Here is a 20,314-nt window from a genome sequence, read left to right as displayed (position 1 = left end):
GTGCTGAAGGCCTCATCGGGGGCAAGCCCCCTCCCACATTCGACCGCATTTCAAAGTTGGAACGCGGTTAACTGTGGGAGGGGGCTTGCCCCCGATAGCGGTGCCACAGACACCACAGTTCCCAAGCCTGCTACCATGCGCGCCTACACCCCTGCCGTGACGACGCCAGCCAATGCCCATCGCTTCTCCACCCACTTTGAATTCCGTGCTCACGCACTTCCATGACCTGATCGTGCCGCTGTGGCAGGGCCCGGGCTGGAATGCCGAGTTGGCGCTGCCCTTCGAGGCACTGGACGCCGATCATCAGCCGCTGCCCCCGCAACGCTACCGCGCCATGGCCTGCGCCCGGCAGTTGTACCTGTTCGCCAGCCTGATCGGCGAGCCCGGCAAGGCCTTCGCGCAAGAACGCGCGGCGCAATTGTTCCGTTCCCTGCAACGGCACTTCCACGACGCCGAACACGGCGGCTGGTTCTACAGCATCGACCCGGCCGGGCAGCCGCTGGACAAACGCAAAGACCTCTACACCCACGCCTTCATCATCTTCGCCTGCGCCCACTACTGGGCCAAGGTGCCTGAGCCGTTGGTAGAGTCGGTGCTCAATGCCGCGCTGGAAGTAGTCGCCCAACGTTTTGCCAGCGGTGACGGGCTGTACGACGCGGTGCTGGAGCGCAACTGGGCCTCGCTCAAGTCCGGCCCGTTGCAAAACCCGTTGATGCACTTGGCCGAAGGCTTCCTCGCTACCCTCGCGGTACGTGAGGACGCCGAGGTACAAGCGGCCCTGCTGGCATTGGCGACGGCCATGCAGCAACGCTTCATCGACCGCGAGCATGGCGTGATGCTGGAGAAACCGCTCGGTGCTGTGGATAACTGGTTTGAACCGGGCCACCAGTTCGAATGGTTCTTTTTGCTGGAGTCGTCCGATGTATTACGCGGCACACCGCTGCACGGGTCGCTGACGCGGGCGTTTGCCTATGCCGAACAAACGGGTGTGGATAAGTTGAGCGGTGCGGTCAGCGGCATGCTGTCTGTGGATGGCACCGTGCGCGACGGCACCCAGCGTATCTGGGCCCAGGCGGAATACCTGCGGGCATTGACCTTGCGCCCCGGCAGTGAGGCAGTACTGCAGCATCAATTGCTGGCGCTGCAAGAGCATTTCCTGCATGGGAAGGGTTGGCATGAATGCCTGGATGCCGACGGTCAGGTGAGCCGGCGGGATATGCCTTCTACCACGCCTTATCATTTGGCGACTTGCTATCAGGGTTTGATCAAGCATCTGGGCTGACCTTCAGGGCCTCATCGGGGGCAAGCCCCCTCCCACATTTGACTGTATTCACAAATCAAAGGTGGGAGGGGGCTTGCCCCCGATGGCCTCACCTCGGTTTACCTGACCTCACGCAACCCACTTGCGATCCCCGGTAAAACTGATGGTCAACCAGCGCGCCGCATCCGGCGTGCCCAGCGCTGTGGATATCTCTTCGCGCAACCCGTCGAGGGTCGCGACCTTATCCACCGGATAGTCGGCTGGCAACACCACATGAATCTCGATAAACCGCGCCCGCCCGTGCTTCTGCACGTAGGACACGTAATCGTCGAAGCCATGCCTGGCCTGGGCCGCGTCCATCACTTCGCGTACTTTGTCGTCCAAATGATCCGGGGCAATCCCCAGCACTTCGCGCAAGGCCGGGCGCAGGATCTTGAACGCCGGCGCCAGCATGCTCAGGGCCAGCAGAATCAGGATCATCGGGTCGACATACACCGCCCACTCGCCATACCCCTGGGACTTGAGCAACAGGGCCGCCAGAAAGCTGATCAGCAAGCCCACCGACAGCATTGCGTCCACCAGCCAGCTGATGTTGTCGAACTGGATCAGCGAGGATTTCAACCTGCGGTTGCGATAGCGCACATAGAAGAAGTAGGCGAATTCCACAACGGTAAACACCGCCGCGTACACGATCACCAGCCCCAACTCGATCTCGCGCCCGCCATTGATGATGCCGAACACACCGTTGAGAAACGCGTAGATGGCAATCAGCAGCAGGAAGCTGCCCTCGATCAGCAGCACCATCGGCTCCAGGTGCCAGTAGCCGAACTGGAAACGCTCGTTGCTTTTCTTGGCGATCAGCTTGGCCGTGATCAGCATCAGCACCTTGATGGCGGTGGCGATCAGCGAGAAAAAGCCGTCGAACAGAATGGATTGGGCGCCGGATATCACACCCATGACAATCCCGGCGATCGCGACGGCGAACATCAGGATGGTCGATTGTTTGAGCAGTGCCTGCTCACCTCGGTTACTCACATTTCCTCCCGTCAAAACCTTTAAACCGCACAATGCGGAGGGGTTTTCAGGGGTGGAGTGTACCTTATGGCCTGTTGTTGGCCGATTTGCCGCCATCGGGGGCAAGCCCCCTCCCACACTTGAATGGATTAACAAGTCAAATTCTGTGAACCCGATCCAATGTGGGAGGGGGCTTGCCCCCGATGGCAGCGACTCGGTCCAACGCCTTACTTGGCCCCACGCTCAATCGCAAACCCGGCCCAGGTCTGGCTCACCGGCATCAGCTCCAGCCGGTTGATATTCACGTGCGCCGGCGTGTTCAGCACCCAGAAGATCGTGTCGGCAATATCCTGTGGCTGGATCGGTTCGGCGCCGGCATAGGTGGCGTCATAGCGCGCCTGATCACCACCAAACCGCACCAGCGAAAACTCACTCTCGCACAGGCCTGGCTCGATGTTGGTCACCCGCACGCCAGTGCCTTGCAGGTCGCAGCGCAGGTTCAGCGAGAATTGCTTCACGAACGCCTTGGAGCCTCCGTACACATGGCTGCCCGGGTAAGGGTAGCTACCGGCGATGGAACCCAGGTTGATGATTCCGGCGCCACGCCCATGGGCGATCAGACGCGGCAGCAGCAGGTGGGTGGTGGTCAGCAGGCCCTTGATATTGGTGTCGACCATGGTTTCCCAATCGTCGAGGTTGCACTTGGGCGCAGGGTCGGTGCCCACGGCCAGGCCGGCGTTGTTGATCAGCCCGCGCAGCTTGGCGAACGAGGGCGGCAGGTTGGCGATGGCCTCTTCCATGGCTTTGCGATCACGCACGTCCACCACCAGGCCATGCACTTCGGTCTGCCTGGAAAGTTCTTCGACCAGTGCATTCAAGCGCTCGGCACGCCGGCCGGTCAGCACCAGTTTCCAGCCGGCCTCGGCAAAACGGCGGGCACAGGCTTCACCGAAACCTGAAGTGGCGCCAGTAATAAACAGCGTGTCGGACATGGTGTTCTCCTTGCGGGCATCGGGAAAAAGTTGCCAGCAGAATGCCCTTACGCCGCCGCTGCGGCAACCACTGCGCACATAACTGCTCACTTTTTAACCAACCTGAGCAAGGCTTTATAAACCGTGGCTTGTAGCGATATGCGCTCAGGTTATCCACAACTGCGCCCACAGTCTTTGGGGGCAAGTGCAAACGGCTCCAAGCCGCTGTGCGCAAGGCTTTCAGGCAGTTTCAGAAAGTTTTTTGCTTGACCTTGACCAGGCCGTGTGTAGCTCAGAAAAAATCGCTAAGACGCAACGATGGCTACAGGCCAGTCATTCCGGCCTCTACGGCGGTCTTTCCAGAGTTTAGTCACAGACTTATCCACAGGCTGTACCGACATATTCCGGTCATATACCTGTGTCTTTAAACAGGTTGACAAAACCCTCGATTGATCATGAAAAAACCATTGATCAAAAAACAGCCATCGTCTTACAGGCCACGTTTTTAAAGGCTTGCAGCGAGGTACTCCCACGTTACCCACAGCCGGTTCCACAGTGGATGGGGACAAGTCAAAACTGTGACAAAACAGGGATTTGCGGCGGCTATATGTCGCGCTTTGGAGATGGGCTGGATTTGTTTTCCACAATTTCAAAAGCCACTCAAAATCAAATGTGGGAGGGGGGTTGCTCCCGATGGCGGCGTGTCAGTCAGCACATTTAATACTGACCCACCGCTATCGGGGGCAAGCCCCCTCCCACAGGAGTTTTGCATCAGGCTTTAGGTCAGTGACCGCCGAGGTAGGCGTTGCGCACTTCCTCGTTCACCAGCAATTCCTTGCCAGTCCCTGTCAGACGAATCTCACCGTTGACCATCACGTACGCCCGGTCCGACAAGCGCAGGGCGTGGTTGGCGTTCTGCTCCACCAGGAAGATGGTCATCCCGGTGGACGCCAGCTCGCGCAGTGTGGAAAAGATCTGCTTCACCACAATCGGTGCCAGGCCCAGGCTCGGTTCATCGAGCAGCAACAGCTTGGGCCGACTCATCAGCGCGCGGGCGATGGCGAGCATTTGCTGCTCGCCGCCGGACATGGTCATGGCCCGCTGGTTGCGCCGCTCCTTGAGCCGTGGAAACAGCTCGAACATGCGCTGCATATCCTCACCGGCAAACTTGTCGCCAATGGGGATGGTGCCCATCAGCAGGTTTTCCTCGACGGTCATGTCGGGGAATACCCGCCGCCCTTCCGGCGACTGCGCGATGCCGTTGGAGGCAATGTAGTGGGACGACTTGTGGGTGATGTCCACGCCGTTATAGAGAATCTGCCCAGACTCGGCCCGAGGTTGGCCAAAGATCGACATCAGCAGCGTGGATTTGCCAGCGCCGTTGGAGCCGATCAGGCTGACGGTTTCGCCTTCGTTGATGTGCAGCGAGACGTTCTTCAGGGCCTGGATCGGGCCATAGAACACGTCCAGGTCCTTCATTTCGAGGATAGGCCCGCTCATACCAGTTCCTCTTCGTCCGCGCCCAGGTAGGCGGCAATCACTTTCGGGTCGTTGCGGATCGCGTCCGGCCCGCCTTCGGCAATCACGTTGCCGTGGTCGAGCACCACGATGTGGTCGGAAATACTCATCACCATGCCCATGTCGTGTTCGATCAGCACCACCGTAAGGTCGTGTTCGTCGCGCAGCAGGCGAATCATCGCACTGAGGGCTTCGGTTTCCTGGGGGTTGAGGCCCGCTGCCGGTTCGTCCAGGCAGATGATCTGCGGCCGGGTGCACATGGCACGGGCGATTTCCAGGCGGCGTTGCTGGCCGTAGGAAAGCTCACCGGCCAGACGGTTGGCACAGTCCACCAGGTCGACCACTTCGAGCCAGTAGAACGCGCAGTCCAGCGCGTCGCTTTCGGCCTTGCGGTAGCCCTTGGTGTTGAGGATGCCCGCGAGCATGTTGCGGTTGACCCACATGTGCTGGGCCACCAGCAGGTTTTCCAGCACCGACATTTCCTTGAACAGGCGAATGTTCTGGAAGGTCCGCGCCAGGCCCGCGCGATTCACGAGGTGGGTGCCGCCGAACATTTTGTAGTACACGCGGCTGAGGAAGCTTTTTGGCGACACAAAGTCGGTTGCCTGGAAACGCTCGCCGAGCAGCTGGATGACGTTGGTTTGCTTGCCGCGCACGTTGAGTTGGATCTTGCCGCCACTGGCTTTATAGAAACCGGTGAGGCAGTTGAACACCGTGGTCTTGCCCGCGCCGTTGGGGCCGATCAGGGCAAAGATCGAATTGCGCTTGACCTTGAGGCTTACATCACTCAGGGCCTTGATGCCACCGAAGTGCATCATCAGGTGTTCCACGGAAAGGACGACTTCCTTGCTCATGGCGCTACCCCCTTGCGTGGCGTCACACCGGTTCGGCTGATCCGAATCAGGCCACGTGGCCGCCAGATCATCATCACCACCATCAACACGCCAAACAACAGCACGCGGTATTCAGAGAAGCTGCGCAGCAGTTCCGGCGCAACGGTCAGCACGAACGCCGCGATGACCACGCCGACCGTCGAGCCCATGCCGCCCAATACCACGATGGCCAGGATCAACGCCGACTCGAAGAAGGTAAACGACGATGGATTGACGAAGCCCTGGTAACTGGCAAAGAACACCCCGGCCAAACCTGCGGTGGAGGCACCGATGGTGAATGCCGAGAGCTTGACCAGCACATGGTTCAGGCCCATGGAGCGGCAGGCAATCTCATCTTCGCGCAAGGCTTCCCAGGCGCGACCGACTGGCATGCGCGTCAGGCGGTGCTTGATGTACAGCACGGCCAGCACCACCAGAAACAGCACGATGTAGATGAACATGAACTTGATGTTGGGGTTGTAATCGATGCCGAAAAATTCGTGAAACGGGATGCCGCCATCTTTCGCACGCCTGCCGAACTCCAGGCCCAGGAAGGTCGGTGAAGGCACCGGCATCCCGTTCGGACCACCGGTGAACGACAGCCAGTTATTGAGCACCAGGCGAATGATTTCACCAAACCCCAGGGTCACGATGGCCAGGTAGTCACCGTGCATTCGCAGCACCGGGAAGCCGAGTATGCACCCCGCCAGCGCCGCCGCGATGGCCGCCAGCGGCAGCACCGTCCAGAAACCCAGGCCGAGGTATTGGTAACCCAGTGCCAGGCCGTAGGCACCGATGGCGTAGAACGCCACGTAACCCAGGTCTAGCAGACCGGCCAGGCCCACCACGATGTTCAGGCCCAGGCCGAGCAGGACGTAGATCAACCCGAGGATCACCACGGTGAGCAAATACTTGTTGGCGAAAATCGGAAACACGATGGCGATCACGATCAGTGCCGGGATAATCCAGCGCAGCCGCGATTTGTAATCCGGTGGCCGCACATGCACGCCCGAGCCGCTGCTTTCAAAACCCTGCAGGATCTTCACGCCCTTGGGGGTTTGCAGGAACAGGCTCAGGGCAAAGCGCCCGGCCATGACGATGGCGACCAGCACGGCAACACGCGCAGGTTCCAGGTTGAAGCTGTAGCCGTCGAGCACCACGCCGACAATCGGGCCGAACACGATCAGCGAAATCAGCCCGGCGAGGACCGTATCGACCACACTTTTCTTGATATCAATCGATTTGGCAGCAGACATGTTTACACCTTCGCCACAAGTGGGCGACCAAGCAGGCCCTGGGGACGGAAAATCAGAATCACCACCAGCAGGGAGAAACTGAATACGTCTTTGTAGTCAGAGTTGATCAACCCCGAGAACAGCGACTCGGAGATACCGAGGATGATCCCGCCGAGCATTGCCCCAGGCAGGGAGCCAATGCCGCCGAGTACCGCTGCGGTAAACGCCTTGATGCCGATGATGAAGCCGGCATAGAAGTCGAAGGTGCCGTAATTGAGGGTGATCAGCACGCCGGCCAGCGCAGCCATGGCGGCGCCGATGACAAACACGTAGGAGATCACGCGGTCGGTGTTGATGCCCAGGATCGAGGCCATCTTGCGGTCTTGCTGGGTGGCCCGGCACATGCGGCCCAGCTTGGTGTATTTGATGATGTAGGTGAGCAGCGCCATGCCGGCGAATGCCGCCACGAGGATGAACACTTTGGTGTAGGTCAGTTGCACGAAGCCGGTACCGATATCGACGCGCCAGGCGCCGGCCAGCAGGGTCGGGATGCCTTGTTGCTTGGCTCCCTGGGCGATCTGTGCGTAGTTCTGCAGGATCAGGGAGATGCCGATGGCGCTGATCAGCGGTGCCAGTCGGGTGGAGTTGCGCAGCGGTTTATAGGCGACACGTTCGATGACCCAGCCGTACACGCCGGTGACGACCACGGTGAAGATCAGGGTGCCGAGAATGAGCAGCGGGAAGGATTCGATGCCGAAGTAAGCCAGCAGTGCCAGACTGATCGCCGCGAGGTAAGCGGAAATCATATAAACCTCGCCGTGGGCGAAGTTGATCATGCCAATGATGCCATAGACCATTGTGTAGCCGATGGCGATCAGGCCATAGACCGACCCGAGGGTCAGGCCGTTGACCAGTTGCTGCAGGAAAATACCATCCATAACGCAATCTCACGCGGTGAGCACCTGCACACCGGTGGGTGTGCGGCGCTTCTGGAGGAAAAAACAGATACCCATAACCACACTGTTCCAATGTGGGAGGGGGCTTGCCCCCGATGCGATGTATCAGTCAACAAATGTGCAGCTGACCCACCGCGATCGGGGGCAAGCCCCCTCCCACAGGGATTACTTCTGTTTTTCCAGCTGGTGGTATTTGCCGTCTTTATCCCACTGGTAAACCACGTAGTCGGAGATTTTCAGGTCGCCCTTGGCATCCCAGGCTTTTTCGCCCATGACGGTTTTAACCGGGTTGGCCTTGAGCCACTTGGCAGCGTCCTCGCCCTTGTTGGACTTGGCGCCATTGAAACCGGCGGCCAGGGCCTGGATCGAGGCGTAGGCGTACAGGGTGTAGCCTTCAGGCTCGGTGCCGTTTTTACGGAACTGCTCCACCACCGCCTTGCTGTCCGGCAGCAGGCGCGGGTCGGCGCCGAAGGTCATGTAGACGCCGTCCACGTACTGCGCGCCGCCTGCGGTTGCCACCAGTTCGTCGGTCACCACACCGTCATCGGACATGAACTTGACGTCTTTCAAGCCCGCTTCACGGATCTGGCGAACCAGAGGGCCGGCTTCCGGGTGCAAGCCACCGAAGTACACGACGTCGGCGCCCAGGGAGCGGATCTTGGTGACCAGGGCGCTGAAGTCTTTCTCGCCACGGGTCAGGCCTTCTTCCAGTACCGGCTTGACGCCGCGCTTGGTCAACTGGGCAGCGGTGGCGTCGGCCAGGCCTTTGCCGTAGGTGTCCTTGTCGTTGATGACCGCGACTTTCTTGCCCTTGAGCACGTCGACGATGTAGTCGCCGGCGACGATGCCTTGCTGGTCGTCACGCCCGCACATGCGGAACATGGCGCCCAGGCCACGCTCGGTAACCTGTGGATTGGTGGAGCCTGGGGTGATGGCGATGATGCCCGCTTCGTCATACACCTCCGAGGCAGGGATGGTGTTGGACGAGCAGAAGTGCCCGACCACGCCGATCACTTTGTCCTGGTCAGCCAGACGGTTGGCCACTGCGACTGCCTGTTTTGGCTCGCAGGCGTCATCGCCGGCCACCAGCACGATCTTCTCGCCGTTGATGCCGCCCGCCTTGTTGACCTCATCGGCTGCCGCCTGGGCACCCTTCATGTACTGCTCACCGAAAGCGGCGTTGGCGCCCGTCATCGGGCCTGCTACGCCAATTTTCACATCAGCTTGAACAAACGTAGAAATACCCAGCGCCGCTGCCACGGCGAGGGCCAGAAAACCTTTCTTGTAAAACGTCTGGGACATGAGTGGTGCTCCGATATTTTTGATTTTTGGCACGACAACTTGCATTCAAACCTTTCACTGAAAGCTCAGAGCAAGCCGCGTGCCATTACTTTTTTATTCATCAAAAAGACACGGTGTCATTGTTATTGCAGGCGTTTCGCGTCCTCCCGCAAGGACGTGCAACCGTCTAGTCTCGACAGGTGCAACCGGCAAGCGAAAAAAGTACAACCTTGAACGGTGTCACCTGCAACCGAAGGGATAAACGACAGCTCCAGGCGCTGTAACCCTGCGCGTAACGGAACTGCACATTTACAGTGCGTGAATGCTACGACTTGCACCAATACAGATGGGTAGCCGGCTAAGAAAATACCGGCTATCGGGCGTTGTTTTCTCGGGTCATGTTTCGCGGGTCAGACCACGATACGCAGGCATTGCCCCGCGTGGTACAGCGAGAACCCCGCTTCATAGAGACAACTGCGCAGGCCCGCGCCTGCCAGGGGTTGCATCGGCGCAAAGGGAATCGGCAGCGACTGAGGATTGTGGTGACACAAATAGTCGGCAAACGCCTTGCCGACCACGCTGCCGGTGGTCACGCCGCGCCCGTTGTATCCGGTGACCGCCACCAGCCCGGGCGCCGGCTCGAACAATCGCATCAGGTGATCGGGGGTAAACGCGATGCAACCGGTCCAGGTGTATTGCCACTGCACGGATTTGAGATAGGGGAAGTAATGCTGCTGCACCCGATCGGCCCACGCTTTGAGGAACCAGATCGGCTTCTGGTTACCGTTGCCCAGGCTGCCGAGCAACAGGCGGCCATCGGCGTCGCGGCGAATACTGCTCAGCACCTGGCGCGTGTCCCATGAACCCTGGCCGCCAGGCAGGATGCGCCCGGCGTCGTCATCGGTGAGCGGCGCCGAGGCCACCTGATAGTAATAACCGGGGAAGAAATTACGCCGCAGCTCGGTCCATTCACCTTCGGTATAGGCATTGGAGGCGATCACCACCTGTGCGGCCTGCACCGCGCCCTGGGCGGTCTGTACAGACCACTCTGCGCCCTGGCGCTCGAGCTGGGTGACGGGGGAATGATCGAACAACTGCCCGCCCAATCCGACGGCCGCATTCGCCAGACCGCAGGTGTAGGCCATGGGGTTCAAGGTGCCGGCGCGGCGGTCCAGCAACGCGGCGGAGATTTTCGTGGTGCCGGTGGCCTGCTCGCAGGCCTGCCCGGTCAACAACTCGACCGGCGCGCCACGGCGCTTCCATTGTTCTTCACGACTGCGCAGATCCGCCTCGCCGCGGGCGTTATGCGCCATGTGCAGGGTGCCCTCGCGGCGCAACTGGCAATCGATGTTGTACTTGTCGATCAGGCCGAATACCACCGACGGTGCCGCGCCCAGCATGCGATTGAGCTGACTGCCTGCGGTTTCGCCGAAACCGGCTTCGATCTCGTCAGGCGGTATCCACATACCGGCGTTGACCAGCCCGACGTTGCGTCCCGAACCGCCGTGGCCGGTGCGGTGGGCCTCCAGCACCGCAACGCTTTTACCCTGTTCGAGCAAATGAATGGCGGCTGACAAACCGGTGATGCCGGCACCGATCACGCACACATCCACCTTGACCTCGCCCTTGAGCGCGGCACGATCCGGGCGATTGGGGGTGAGGTGTTCCCATAAACATGTTTCGCGTAAAGGCATTGCCAGACTCCGTAGAGGACCTAACAAACAGCTATTTTCAGTTGTGAACCCAATCAAATGTGGGAGGGGGCTTGCCCCCGATAGCAGTGTGTCAGTCAACAATATGCAGCTGATCCACCGCTATCGGGGGCAAGCCCCCTCCTACATGGACTCAGTCGAACGTGATGCCCTGCGCCAACGGCAACTCCAGCGAATAGTTCACGGTATTGGTCTGGCGGCGCATATACCCGCGCCACGCATCCGAGCCCGACTCACGCCCACCGCCGGTCTCTTTCTCTCCGCCAAAGGCGCCACCGATTTCCGCGCCGCTCGGGCCGATATTGACGTTGGCAATGCCGCAGTCACTGCCCACCGCCGACATGAACTGCTCGGCTTCGCGCACATCGGTGGTGAAGATGCACGACGACAAGCCTTGTGGCACCGCGTTGTTCAGGCGCAGGGCCTCGGCGAAGTCGCTGTAGCCGATCACGTAGAGGATCGGCGCAAAGGTTTCGGTGCATACCACGTCGCTCTGCTCGGGCATTTCCACAATGGCCGGCGACACGTAGTACGCGTTGGGGAACTGGTCTTGCAGCTGGCGCTTGCCGCCGAAGACCTTGCCGCCTTCACTCAGGGCTTGCTCCAGGGCGTCCTGCATGTTGTCGAAGCCATGCTTGTCGATCAGCGGGCCGATCAGGTTGCCTTCCAGCGGGTGGCCGATGCGCACTTTGGCGTAGGCGGCCTTGAGGCGGGTGACAATTTCTGCCTTGACCGATTCATGGGCGATCAGCCGGCGCAGGGTGGTGCAACGCTGGCCGGCGGTGCCGACGGCGCTGAACAGGATCGCACGCACGGCCATGTCCAGGTCGGCGCTTGGGCCCAGGATCATCGCGTTGTTGCCGCCCAGTTCAAGGATGCTGCGGGCAAAGCGCGCGGCGACTTTGGGCGCCACTTCACGCCCCATGCGGGTGCTGCCGGTGGCGCTGATCAGCGCCACGCGCGGGTCATCCACCAGCGCAGCGCCGGCGTCGCGGCCGCCGATAATCACTTGGCTGAGGTACTGCGGCGCATCCTTGAAATTTTTCAACACGCGCTCGAACAGTGCCTGGCAGGCCAGGGCGGTGAGCGGGGTCTTTTCCGAGGGTTTCCAGATCACTGCATTGCCGCACACCAGGGCCAGGGTGGTGTTCCACGCCCATACGGCGACCGGGAAATTGAACGCGCTGATCACCCCGACCACGCCGAGCGGGTGCCAGGTTTCACGCATATGGTGACCGGGACGCTCGGAGGCGATGGTCAAGCCGTACAACTGGCGCGACAGACCGACAGCGAAGTCGCAGATGTCGATCATTTCCTGGACTTCGCCCAGGCCTTCCTGGGTGATCTTGCCGGCCTCCCAGGAGACCAGCTCGCCAAGGTCAGCCTTGTACTCGCGCAACACGTCGCCGAACTGGCGCACCAACTCGCCGCGACGCGGGGCCGGTACCTTGCGCCAAGCGTCGAATGCATGCTCGGCGCGACTGACCTGCTGCTCCACCTCGGCGGCACCTTCCCAGTTCACGGCGCCGATGCGGCTGCCATCGATCGGCGAATGCACAGGCTGTTTACCCGCCTGGTACAGCGCCGGGTCTACCCCTAGACGGTCAAGCAATGCGGCAACCATGGGTCACTCCTTCAACTCTGCAAACACAAAATCGCGCCGCCGCAAACGCGGCGATCCAGACCTTATTTGTAGCTGGCCCAAGACTTGCCAACAAACGACGATTAGGCGAGATATCATTCCATTTACTCATGCAAAGAATAAAAAGAGGCACGCCGTGCTGAACAAAAGACATTTGCCGTCGATCACCGCGCTGCAGTGTTTCGAAGCCGCTACCCGCCACCTGAGCTTCACCCGCGCCGCCGAGGAGCTGAACCTCACACAAAGCGCGGTGAGCAAACAGGTGGCGCAGCTGGAAGAGTTGCTGCAACACCTGCTGTTTCGCCGCGTGCGGCGCCGCTTGCAGATGACCCCGGCGGGCGATTTGTACCTGGTGGAAGTGCGCAAGATCCTCTCCCAGGTGGAGATGTCCACCCACTACCTGCGCTCCTACGGCGGCGAAACCGAAGTACTGCGGGTGTCCACGCCCCATACCTTCGGCGCCCGCTGGCTGGTGCCGCGCCTCAAGGGTTGGCGCCTGCGCCATCCGCATATCCATCTGGACCTGTGCAACGAACAGGAACCGGATGAGCTGCTGCAGGGCAAGGCTGACATGGCTTTCTATTTCGGCCAGGGTTCACGCCCCGGAACCGAGAGTTTGAAGTTGTTCAGCGAAGAGCTTGTACCTGTATGTTCGCCCGAGAGCCTGCCGAAGGAGCCGTTCAACGATCCCACCCAACTGAGCGAGCTGGTGCTGCTGCAAAACGCCTCGCGCCCCCAAGGCTGGCATGATTGGTTCGCCAGCCAGGGTTTGCACACCGAGCACAGTTATCACGGGCCACGCTTTGACACCTTTTATATGTGCATTCGCGCGGCACAGGTCGGCTGTGGCGTGGCGCTGCTGCCGCGCTTTCTGGTGGAGGAGGAACTGGCCGAGGGCAAGCTGGTGATCCCTTGGCAATATGCAATGCCGAGCCAGGATGCTTACCATCTGGCTTATCCGGAGCATTCAGCAGAGGTGCCGAAGGTGCGCGCGTTTGTGAAGTGGATGCTTGAGCAAGTTATTTAGTGCCTGGACTACCGCCATCGGGGGCAAGCCCCCTCCCACCTTTTGGAATGCATTCCAAGTGTGGGAGGGGGCTTGCCCCCGATGGCGCCAGTGGCCTTACTGAAAAAATCACTGGCAAACCGACCCACGTCTATGCGCCACTAGCCCCCTTCCTCAATTATGCGTAAAGGCCGGCGCCCAGCGTCGACCCGTCTGGAGATTCCCGTTATGAGCGAGAGTGTGTTTGCCGATCGCATCGTGCAGAACCTGCTCGACACCGACTTCTACAAGCTGACCATGATGCAGGCGGTGCTGCACAACTACCCGAACGTGGAAGTTGAATGGGAGTTCCGTTGCCGCAACAGCGAAGACCTGCGCCCGTACCTGGCGGAGATTCGCTACCAGATCGAGCGTCTCGCCGAGTTGAGCCTGAGCCCGGACCAATTGGGCTTCCTGGAGCGCATCAGCTTTATGAAGCCGGACTTTTTGCGCTTCCTCGGGCTGTTCCGCTTCAACCTGCGCTACGTGCAGACCGGCATCGAGAACGGCGAGCTGTTTATCCGCCTGCGCGGGCCATGGCTGCATGTGATCCTGTTTGAAGTGCCGATGCTGGCCATCGTCAGCGAAGTGCGCAACCGCTATCGCTACCAGACCGTGATCCTGGAACAGGCCCGCGAGCAGCTGTACCGCAAGTTCGACTGGCTGACGGCGAATGCCGCCAGCGATGAACTGTCGGAGCTGCAAGTGGCCGACTTCGGCACGCGCCGGCGCTTCTCGTACCGGGTGCAGGAAGAAGTGGTCAGCGTACTCAAGCACGACTTCCCCGGCCGCTTTGTCGGCACCAGCAACGTGCACCTGGCCCGCGAATTCGACATGAAACCGTTGGGCACCATGGCCCATGAATGGATCATGGCGCACCAGCAACTCGGCCCGCGCCTGATCGACAGCCAGATCGCCGCCCTTGATTGCTGGGTACGCGAATACCGTGGCCTGCTGGGCATCGCCCTGACCGACTGCATCACCACCGACGCGTTCCTGGGCGACTTCGACTTGTACTTCGCCAAGCTGTTCGACGGCCTGCGCCACGACTCCGGCGACCCGGTGCAGTGGGCGGAAAAAGCCATCGCCCACTACCATAAGCTGGGTATCGAGCCGATGAGCAAGACCCTGGTGTTCTCCGACAGCCTGACGCTGCCCAAGGCCCTGGAGATTTTCCGCGCCCTGCGCGGTCGCATCAATGTGAGCTTTGGCATCGGCACCAACCTGACCTGTGACATTCCAGGGGTGGAACCGATGAGCATCGTGCTTAAAATGACCGCCTGCAATGGCCAGCCCGTCGCCAAGATTTCCGATGAAGCGGGCAAGACCCACTGCACCGATCCCAATTTTGTCGCCTATTTGCGTCACGTGTTCAAAGTACCTGCCCTATCCAGCAAGGAGTGAAGCATGCAAGCCGTACAGCGTGAGATTGCGCAGCAGCTCAAGGTGCAAGCGCCGTTCAAAGACCAGGCCGCCCTTGAGGCAGAAGTCGCCAGGCGCGTGGCCTTTATCCAGGACTGCCTGCGCAATTCCGGGCTCAAGTCGCTGGTGCTGGGCATCAGTGGCGGTGTCGATTCCCTGACCGCAGGCCTGTTGGCGCAACGTGCGGTGCAGGAACTGCGCGCCAGCAGCGGCGACGCGGCCTATCGTTTCATCGCCGTGCGCCTGCCCTACGAAACCCAGTTCGACGAACTCGATGCCCAGGCTTCGGTGGACTTCATCGAGCCGGACGAGCGCCACACTGTCAACATCGGCCCGGCGGTCAAGGCCCTGGCCAATGAAGTCGCGGCGTTCGATGACAAACCGGCAGCCTCCCGCGATTTCGTGCTGGGCAACACCAAGGCGCGCATGCGCATGGTCGCGCAGTACACCATCGCCGGCGCAAGCGGTGGGCTGGTGATCGGTACCGACCATGCGGCGGAAGCGGTGATGGGCTTTTTCACCAAGTTCGGGGATGGCGCCTGCGACCTGGCGCCGCTGAGCGGGCTGGTGAAAAACCAGGTGCGTGCGATTGCGCGGCATTTCGGCGCGCCGGAGTCGCTGGTGGAGAAAGTCCCGACCGCCGACCTGGAGGACCTGTCGCCGGGCAAGCCGGACGAAGCGTCACATGGCGTGACCTATGCCGAAATCGATGCGTTCCTGCACGGTGAGCCGGTGCGTGAAGAGGCGTTCAGGATTATCTGTGAGACGTACCGCAAGACGGAGCACAAGCGGGTGATGCCGTTTGCACCTTGAGGTGAGGCAGAGAGTTTTGCGTTGATTGCCAGAATGCCATCGGGGGCAAGCCCCCTCCCACATTGACTGTACTCACAAATCAAGTGTGGGAGGGGGCTTGCCCCCGATGAACGATAACGCGGTCTTACTTAACGGTCACAGTGCCTTTCATCATCGAAATATGGCCTGGGAACGAGCAGAAGAACATGTAGTCCGTGCCCGCCGTCAGCTTCGCCACATCGAACGTCACCGAATCTTTCTCGCCGGCACCAATGAGCTTGGTGTGGGCGATGATGCGGTCGTCGCCTTCCTTGAGGTAGTTTTTGTCAACCCCTGCGGCCATGCCGTCGCTGGCAACCGGCTGCATGTTGGCGGCGCTGGTCAGCACCCAGTTATGGCCCATGACGTTTTTCGGCAGGTTGCCGGAGTGAGTCAGCTCGACGGTGAACTGCTTGCAGCTCTTGTCGATTTCAATCGCTTTGGTGTTGAAAGACATCTGGTCGGTGGAGTCGACAGTGACCTTGCACTCTGCAGCAAGCAACTGGCCGCTAGCCAGAGTCAGCAGGGAAACAGCAACGAGTTTGGCGAACATGTGAATCTCCAGGGCAGGGTTGGAAAACGCGTATTGCGACAAAGGGTGCCTCAAGCAGGCTTAAGTTCTTATGATCTGCGTCAACAGATTGTATACAACTTTAGGCTATCAGGCTGATCAACACAATCTAACATCCGCCTCCACGGCAAACGGATATGATCGGCCCATCCCCCCTTGGAGCCCGCGCCATGCACCTCAATCAACTGTTCAACGGCCTGTTTGCCGCCTACGCCAGCGGTAAGTGAAGGCCAAGCGCGCTGCGAAGCTGCTACCATAGCGACCCAAGGCAGCCGCGCGCCGCCCACCCTCACCTTCGACCCTAGAGGATCGCCCATGGCCAAACCTAATTACTCCTTCGCCAAACGTCAGAGAGACTTGGCCAAGGAACAGAAGAAAGAGGAAAAGCTGCAACGCAAGAAAGCCGCTGCAGATGAAGAAGCGGGCGCACTGAACCCGGACGTCGATGCTGAAGAAACCGGCGACGACACTGAAACACCAAAAGATCCGGCTGAATAATCGATCATTCCCACGCTCTGCGTGGGAATGCAGCCTGGGACGCTCCGCGTCCCGGCGCACCTCAAGCACGATCATTCCAGCGGCATCACCGTCACCCGCACTTCCGGGTCATGGCTCCCACCTCCCAATATCACCCCCCGCAACGGCGACACATCGGAAAAGTCCCGGCCCCACGCCAGGGTGATGTGCTCCAGCGCCGGCTGCACGTTGTTCGTCGGATCGAAATCCACCCAACCCGACACCGGACAAAACACGGACACCCACGCATGCGACGCATCGGCACCGATCAGCCGTGGCTGGCCGGGCGGCGGCTGGGTGAGCAGGTAGCCGCTGATATAACGCGCCGCCAGGCCTCGCGAGCGCAGGCAGGCGAGCATCAGGTGGGCGAAGTCCTGGCACACGCCGCGACGGCGCTCCAGCACTTCCACCAGCGGCGTGGCGACCTGAGTGGCTTCGGCATCGAAGGTGAATTCGCTGAAGATCTTTTGCATCAGCGCCTGCACGCCTATCAACAGGGGCTCGCCAGGCGCAAAGCAGCTCTCGGAGAACTCGACGAAGGTTTGTTTCAAATGCACGTAAGGCGATTCGAAGCGATAGCGGCAGGCTTCGATGATGTCCAGTGACAGCGGTTGGCTGCTGTAGGTAAAGCTGTCGCGGGTGCGGTCCCACGCCGGCGATTGCCGCAGGTCCAGTGCGGGTCGCGCCAGCACTTCCACGGTCAGCCCGGCATTGACCAGCAGTTCATCATGGGGACGCTCGAACGCCAGCCGCGTGATCGGGTTGCCGAACACGTCCAGCTCGTCGCGGCGTGAAGAGGGCTGCGGGCTGATATCCAGGGTCTGCCAGGTGCACCGTTGCCACGCACAGGGCCGCGGCCACAAGTGCGCCAGTTGCTGGGCCAGGGAAACCGGGCTGTCGTAGTGATAATGGGTGTCGTGGAAAATCTGGTAGCGCGCGCTCATCACACCGACACCGTTTGCTGGCTGACATCATCCACATGGGCAAAGTGTCGCAACGCCAGGCGATCCGATACTTGCCCGCTCTCATCGGCGACCGCTTGCAGCAGGTCGGCCAGGCCATCCAGCGCGGCGCGCACGCTGGATTCGCCGAACAGCGGATTCTCCAGGCAACCGAGGTCGAAGCGCGCCAACTGCTCCACCAGCGGCCCCAGGCCGCTTTCCCGTGGCACGCCGAAATCGTCGTTCAAGCGACGCAAAGTGCGGCTCACCAGCTTGAGCTGGAACAGCACCGCGTGGGGGTTCTGCTCGTCGAGCAACAACAGGTCCAGCACCGGGATCAGTTGCGGCACCGCCAGGTACCGCGAACGGTAGGTGATGCTGCTGTTGCCCAGTTCCAGCAGCCATTCCAGCCCGGCCTGATCGAACACCGCCACACCACGCAGGAACGCGGCAAGGCTGCTGCTCAGAAACTGCAGACGCTCGATACGCCGGCCCATCATCAAGAAGCGCCAGCCCTCGTCGCGGGTCATATCGTCCAGGGCAAACCCCGACAGCGCCGCCAGGGACATCACCAGGCGGTTGAGGAAATCCAGCAACTCGCCGAAGTCCGGGGTCTCGCGTTCCAGGTCCATGGCTTCGCGTTGCAGCTCCACCAGGGCCTGCCAGTTTTCCCGGGACAACTTGCCGCGCACCTGGGACGCGGCCCACTGCAGGCGCTGCAAATTGGCGCGCAGGCTGGAGGGCCAGTCATCGCCGAGCAAGGCCGCCAGCAAGCGTTCGGGCAACTCGCCCTCTTCCGGCAACAGCCGCAGGCTTTCGCCCAGTTCCACCGCCGCCTGCAAGGCCAACGGATCGTCGCCGTCGACATAGCGTGCCAGCACGATGCGCAGCCAGCGCGCACTGTCATCGCAGCGCTCGCAATAACGACCAAACCAGAACAGGTTTTCCACCACCCGTGACGGCAGGTACGGATCGCGGCGCACCAGATCGTGCGCACCGATCACGCGCTGGGCGCGCCACTGCTCGCCACCGGGCGCACGTTCGCCGAGTACCCAGGTGTCCTTGCTCGCACCGCCGCGTTGCATCGACACCACTTCGGCATCGGCCTCGGCGGCTACGCGGGTCAGGCCGCCGGGCAGTACACGGTAGCCGTCGTCACTGGCCACGGCGTACACGCGCATGCCGATGGCGCGGTGTTGCAAATGGTCTTCCACGGTGTGCCACACCGGCGCCTGGGACAATTGCGCCAGCTCCTGGGCCACATAAGCATAAGGCCGCGCACGCATGCGCCGGGCCAGAGCTTCGCGTTGTTCGGCGTTGAGGTCGCGACCGAACACCGGGGCGAAACTCTGCGAGGGGAACGCCGGTTTGATCAATAACTGCGGCAGCTTCTCCAACGCGTCGGCCAGCACCGGCGCTTCACCGCACCACCAAGTGGCGATGGACGGCAGGATCAGTGCTTCGCCAAATAAAAACTCATTGATCTTCGGCAGAAAGCCAAGCAGGCCTGGCGACTCCAGCACACCGCTGCCCAAGGCATTGGCCACCAGTACATTGCCCTGGCGCACGGCATCAAGCAGGCCGGGGACGCCGAGCGCCGAATCGGTGCGCAGCTCCAGGGGGTCGCAGAAATCATCGTCCAGGCGCCGCATGATTGCGTGAACACGGCGCAGGCCACTGAGGGTCTTGAGAAACACGGTGCTGTCGCGCACGGTGAGGTCGCCGCCTTCCACCAAGGGGTAGCCAAGCTGACGCGCAAGGTAGAGATGTTCGAAATAGCTTTCGTTGAAGCGCCCCGGCGTCAGTAGCACGATCAGCGGGGGCTGGTTATCGCCGGGCGCCTGGCGGGCCAGGGTTTCCTGGAGGGTGCGAAAGAAACCGGTGAGGTGCTGCACCTGCAAGTCACGGTAAAGGTCCGGGAAAGCGCGGGACACGATGGTGCGGTTTTCCAGGGCATAGCCCGCGCCCGATGGGGCCTGGGTTCGGTCGGCCGTCACCCACCAGCGTCCATCCGGTGTGCGGGCCAGGTCCACGGCATACAGGTGCAGGAAGGCGCCGTCCGGCGGCTGGATACCCTGGCACGGCCACAGGAAGTTGTTGTGGCCGAATACCAGCTCGGCGGGCAGCAGGCCTTCCTTGATCAGGCGCTGCGGGCCATAGAGGTCGGCGAGCACGGCATTGAGCAGGCGCGCCCGCTGGGCAATACCAGCCGACAAGTGCTGCCACTCGTCAGCGGCCAGCACGTGGGGCAACAGGTCCAGTTCCCACGGGCGATCGGCGCCCTTGGGGTCAGCGTAGACGTTGTAGGTCACACCGTTTTCCTGGATCTGCCGGGTCAGCAGTGCCTGGCGCTGGGCAAGTTGGGCCGGCGTGCTGCGTTGCAGGTGGTCGAGCAGGCGCTGCCAGTGAACACGCACTGCGCCGCTGTCATCCAGCAGTTCGTGATAGGTGCCTGGAGTCAGCGGGTAACGGTCGAGCAAATCGGACATGGAACGCTCGGCAGAGGCAAGGGGGATCAGGTTAACT

The 20,314-nt window shown here is 61.1% G+C and carries 17 protein-coding genes; 5 read left to right on the top strand and 12 right to left on the bottom strand.

Annotation, left to right across the window (positions count from 1 at the left end):
• The first annotated feature begins 172 nt into the window (after positions 1 to 172).
• Positions 173 to 1,282, top strand: coding sequence for an AGE family epimerase/isomerase (locus MRY17_RS02680; RefSeq protein ID WP_243353257.1), 1,110 nt, complete (start codon positions 173 to 175; stop codon positions 1,280 to 1,282).
• A gap of 108 nt (positions 1,283 to 1,390) precedes the next feature.
• Here the strand turns inward: MRY17_RS02680 and MRY17_RS02675 are convergent, their stop codons facing one another.
• The 9 genes from MRY17_RS02675 to amaB form a co-directional block, all read right to left on the bottom strand.
• Complete coding sequence (locus tag MRY17_RS02675; protein ID WP_191953155.1) at positions 1,391 to 2,296, bottom strand: cation diffusion facilitator family transporter; 906 nt, start codon at positions 2,294 to 2,296, stop codon at positions 1,391 to 1,393.
• Between the two features lie 206 nt (positions 2,297 to 2,502).
• Positions 2,503 to 3,267, bottom strand: coding sequence for an SDR family oxidoreductase (locus MRY17_RS02670; RefSeq protein ID WP_181285332.1), 765 nt, complete (start codon positions 3,265 to 3,267; stop codon positions 2,503 to 2,505).
• A 762-nt stretch (positions 3,268 to 4,029) separates the two neighbouring features.
• Positions 4,030 to 4,746, bottom strand: coding sequence for an ABC transporter ATP-binding protein (locus tag MRY17_RS02665; protein WP_181285333.1), 717 nt, complete (start codon positions 4,744 to 4,746; stop codon positions 4,030 to 4,032).
• Positions 4,743 to 5,618: an ABC transporter ATP-binding protein gene (locus MRY17_RS02660; protein WP_191953156.1), complete on the bottom strand. Its 876-nt coding sequence runs from the start codon at positions 5,616 to 5,618 to the stop codon at positions 4,743 to 4,745. Before MRY17_RS02660 ends, MRY17_RS02665 begins: the two co-directional genes overlap by 4 nt.
• Positions 5,615 to 6,892: a high-affinity branched-chain amino acid ABC transporter permease LivM gene (gene livM, locus MRY17_RS02655; protein WP_181285335.1), complete on the bottom strand. Its 1,278-nt coding sequence runs from the start codon at positions 6,890 to 6,892 to the stop codon at positions 5,615 to 5,617. Before livM ends, MRY17_RS02660 begins: the two co-directional genes overlap by 4 nt.
• A 2-nt stretch (positions 6,893 to 6,894) precedes the next feature.
• Positions 6,895 to 7,809, bottom strand: a complete 915-nt coding sequence (locus tag MRY17_RS02650; RefSeq protein ID WP_003188099.1) for an ABC transporter permease subunit — start codon at positions 7,807 to 7,809, stop codon at positions 6,895 to 6,897.
• A 183-nt stretch (positions 7,810 to 7,992) separates the two neighbouring features.
• The gene (locus tag MRY17_RS02645; protein WP_181285336.1) at positions 7,993 to 9,129 is read right to left on the bottom strand and encodes a branched-chain amino acid ABC transporter substrate-binding protein; all 1,137 of its coding nucleotides are present in this window, start codon (positions 9,127 to 9,129) and stop codon (positions 7,993 to 7,995) included.
• Between the two features lie 389 nt (positions 9,130 to 9,518).
• Positions 9,519 to 10,802, bottom strand: coding sequence for an L-pipecolate oxidase (gene amaA, locus MRY17_RS02640; protein ID WP_243353256.1), 1,284 nt, complete (start codon positions 10,800 to 10,802; stop codon positions 9,519 to 9,521).
• Between the two features lie 151 nt (positions 10,803 to 10,953).
• The gene (amaB, locus tag MRY17_RS02635) at positions 10,954 to 12,444 is read right to left on the bottom strand and encodes an L-piperidine-6-carboxylate dehydrogenase (protein WP_243353255.1); all 1,491 of its coding nucleotides are present in this window, start codon (positions 12,442 to 12,444) and stop codon (positions 10,954 to 10,956) included.
• A 154-nt stretch (positions 12,445 to 12,598) separates the two neighbouring features.
• Here amaB and MRY17_RS02630 point away from each other — a divergent pair, with 154 nt between their 5' ends.
• The 3 genes from MRY17_RS02630 to nadE all read left to right on the top strand — a co-directional run bounded on the left by MRY17_RS02630 (position 12,599) and on the right by nadE (position 15,742).
• Positions 12,599 to 13,489 (top strand): LysR family transcriptional regulator, encoded by an 891-nt coding sequence (locus tag MRY17_RS02630; protein WP_243353254.1) that lies wholly within the window; start codon positions 12,599 to 12,601, stop codon positions 13,487 to 13,489.
• A 207-nt stretch (positions 13,490 to 13,696) separates the two neighbouring features.
• The gene (pncB, locus tag MRY17_RS02625; RefSeq protein WP_065883346.1) at positions 13,697 to 14,911 is read left to right on the top strand and encodes a nicotinate phosphoribosyltransferase; all 1,215 of its coding nucleotides are present in this window, start codon (positions 13,697 to 13,699) and stop codon (positions 14,909 to 14,911) included.
• Positions 14,912 to 14,914: 3 nt separating this feature from the next.
• Positions 14,915 to 15,742 carry an ammonia-dependent NAD(+) synthetase gene (gene nadE / locus MRY17_RS02620; RefSeq protein WP_181285340.1) on the top strand — a complete coding sequence of 276 codons (828 nt, stop codon included), beginning with the start codon at positions 14,915 to 14,917 and terminating at the stop codon, positions 15,740 to 15,742.
• 124 nt (positions 15,743 to 15,866) lie between these two features.
• Here nadE and azu read toward each other — a convergent pair whose 3' ends face one another.
• Positions 15,867 to 16,313, bottom strand: coding sequence for an azurin (gene azu, locus MRY17_RS02615; protein WP_057724237.1), 447 nt, complete (start codon positions 16,311 to 16,313; stop codon positions 15,867 to 15,869).
• A gap of 333 nt (positions 16,314 to 16,646) precedes the next feature.
• Here azu and MRY17_RS02610 point away from each other — a divergent pair, with 333 nt between their 5' ends.
• Complete coding sequence (locus MRY17_RS02610) at positions 16,647 to 16,829, top strand: hypothetical protein (protein ID WP_243353253.1); 183 nt, start codon at positions 16,647 to 16,649, stop codon at positions 16,827 to 16,829.
• Between the two features lie 71 nt (positions 16,830 to 16,900).
• Here the strand turns inward: MRY17_RS02610 and MRY17_RS02605 are convergent, their stop codons facing one another.
• Both MRY17_RS02605 and MRY17_RS02600 read right to left on the bottom strand, forming a co-directional pair.
• A complete protein-coding gene (locus MRY17_RS02605) occupies positions 16,901 to 17,791 on the bottom strand; it encodes a transglutaminase family protein (RefSeq protein WP_181285342.1) in 891 nt (296 codons plus the stop codon).
• Positions 17,791 to 20,277 carry a circularly permuted type 2 ATP-grasp protein gene (locus MRY17_RS02600; protein ID WP_243353252.1) on the bottom strand — a complete coding sequence of 829 codons (2,487 nt, stop codon included), beginning with the start codon at positions 20,275 to 20,277 and terminating at the stop codon, positions 17,791 to 17,793. The genes MRY17_RS02605 and MRY17_RS02600 overlap by 1 nt, the downstream gene beginning before the upstream one ends.
• Positions 20,278 to 20,314 lie beyond the last annotated feature (37 nt).

This window comes from Pseudomonas orientalis, from assembly GCF_022807995.1.
Lineage (GTDB): Bacteria > Pseudomonadota > Gammaproteobacteria > Pseudomonadales > Pseudomonadaceae > Aquipseudomonas > Aquipseudomonas orientalis_B.
This window is presented reverse-complemented; position numbering and strand designations above follow the sequence as displayed.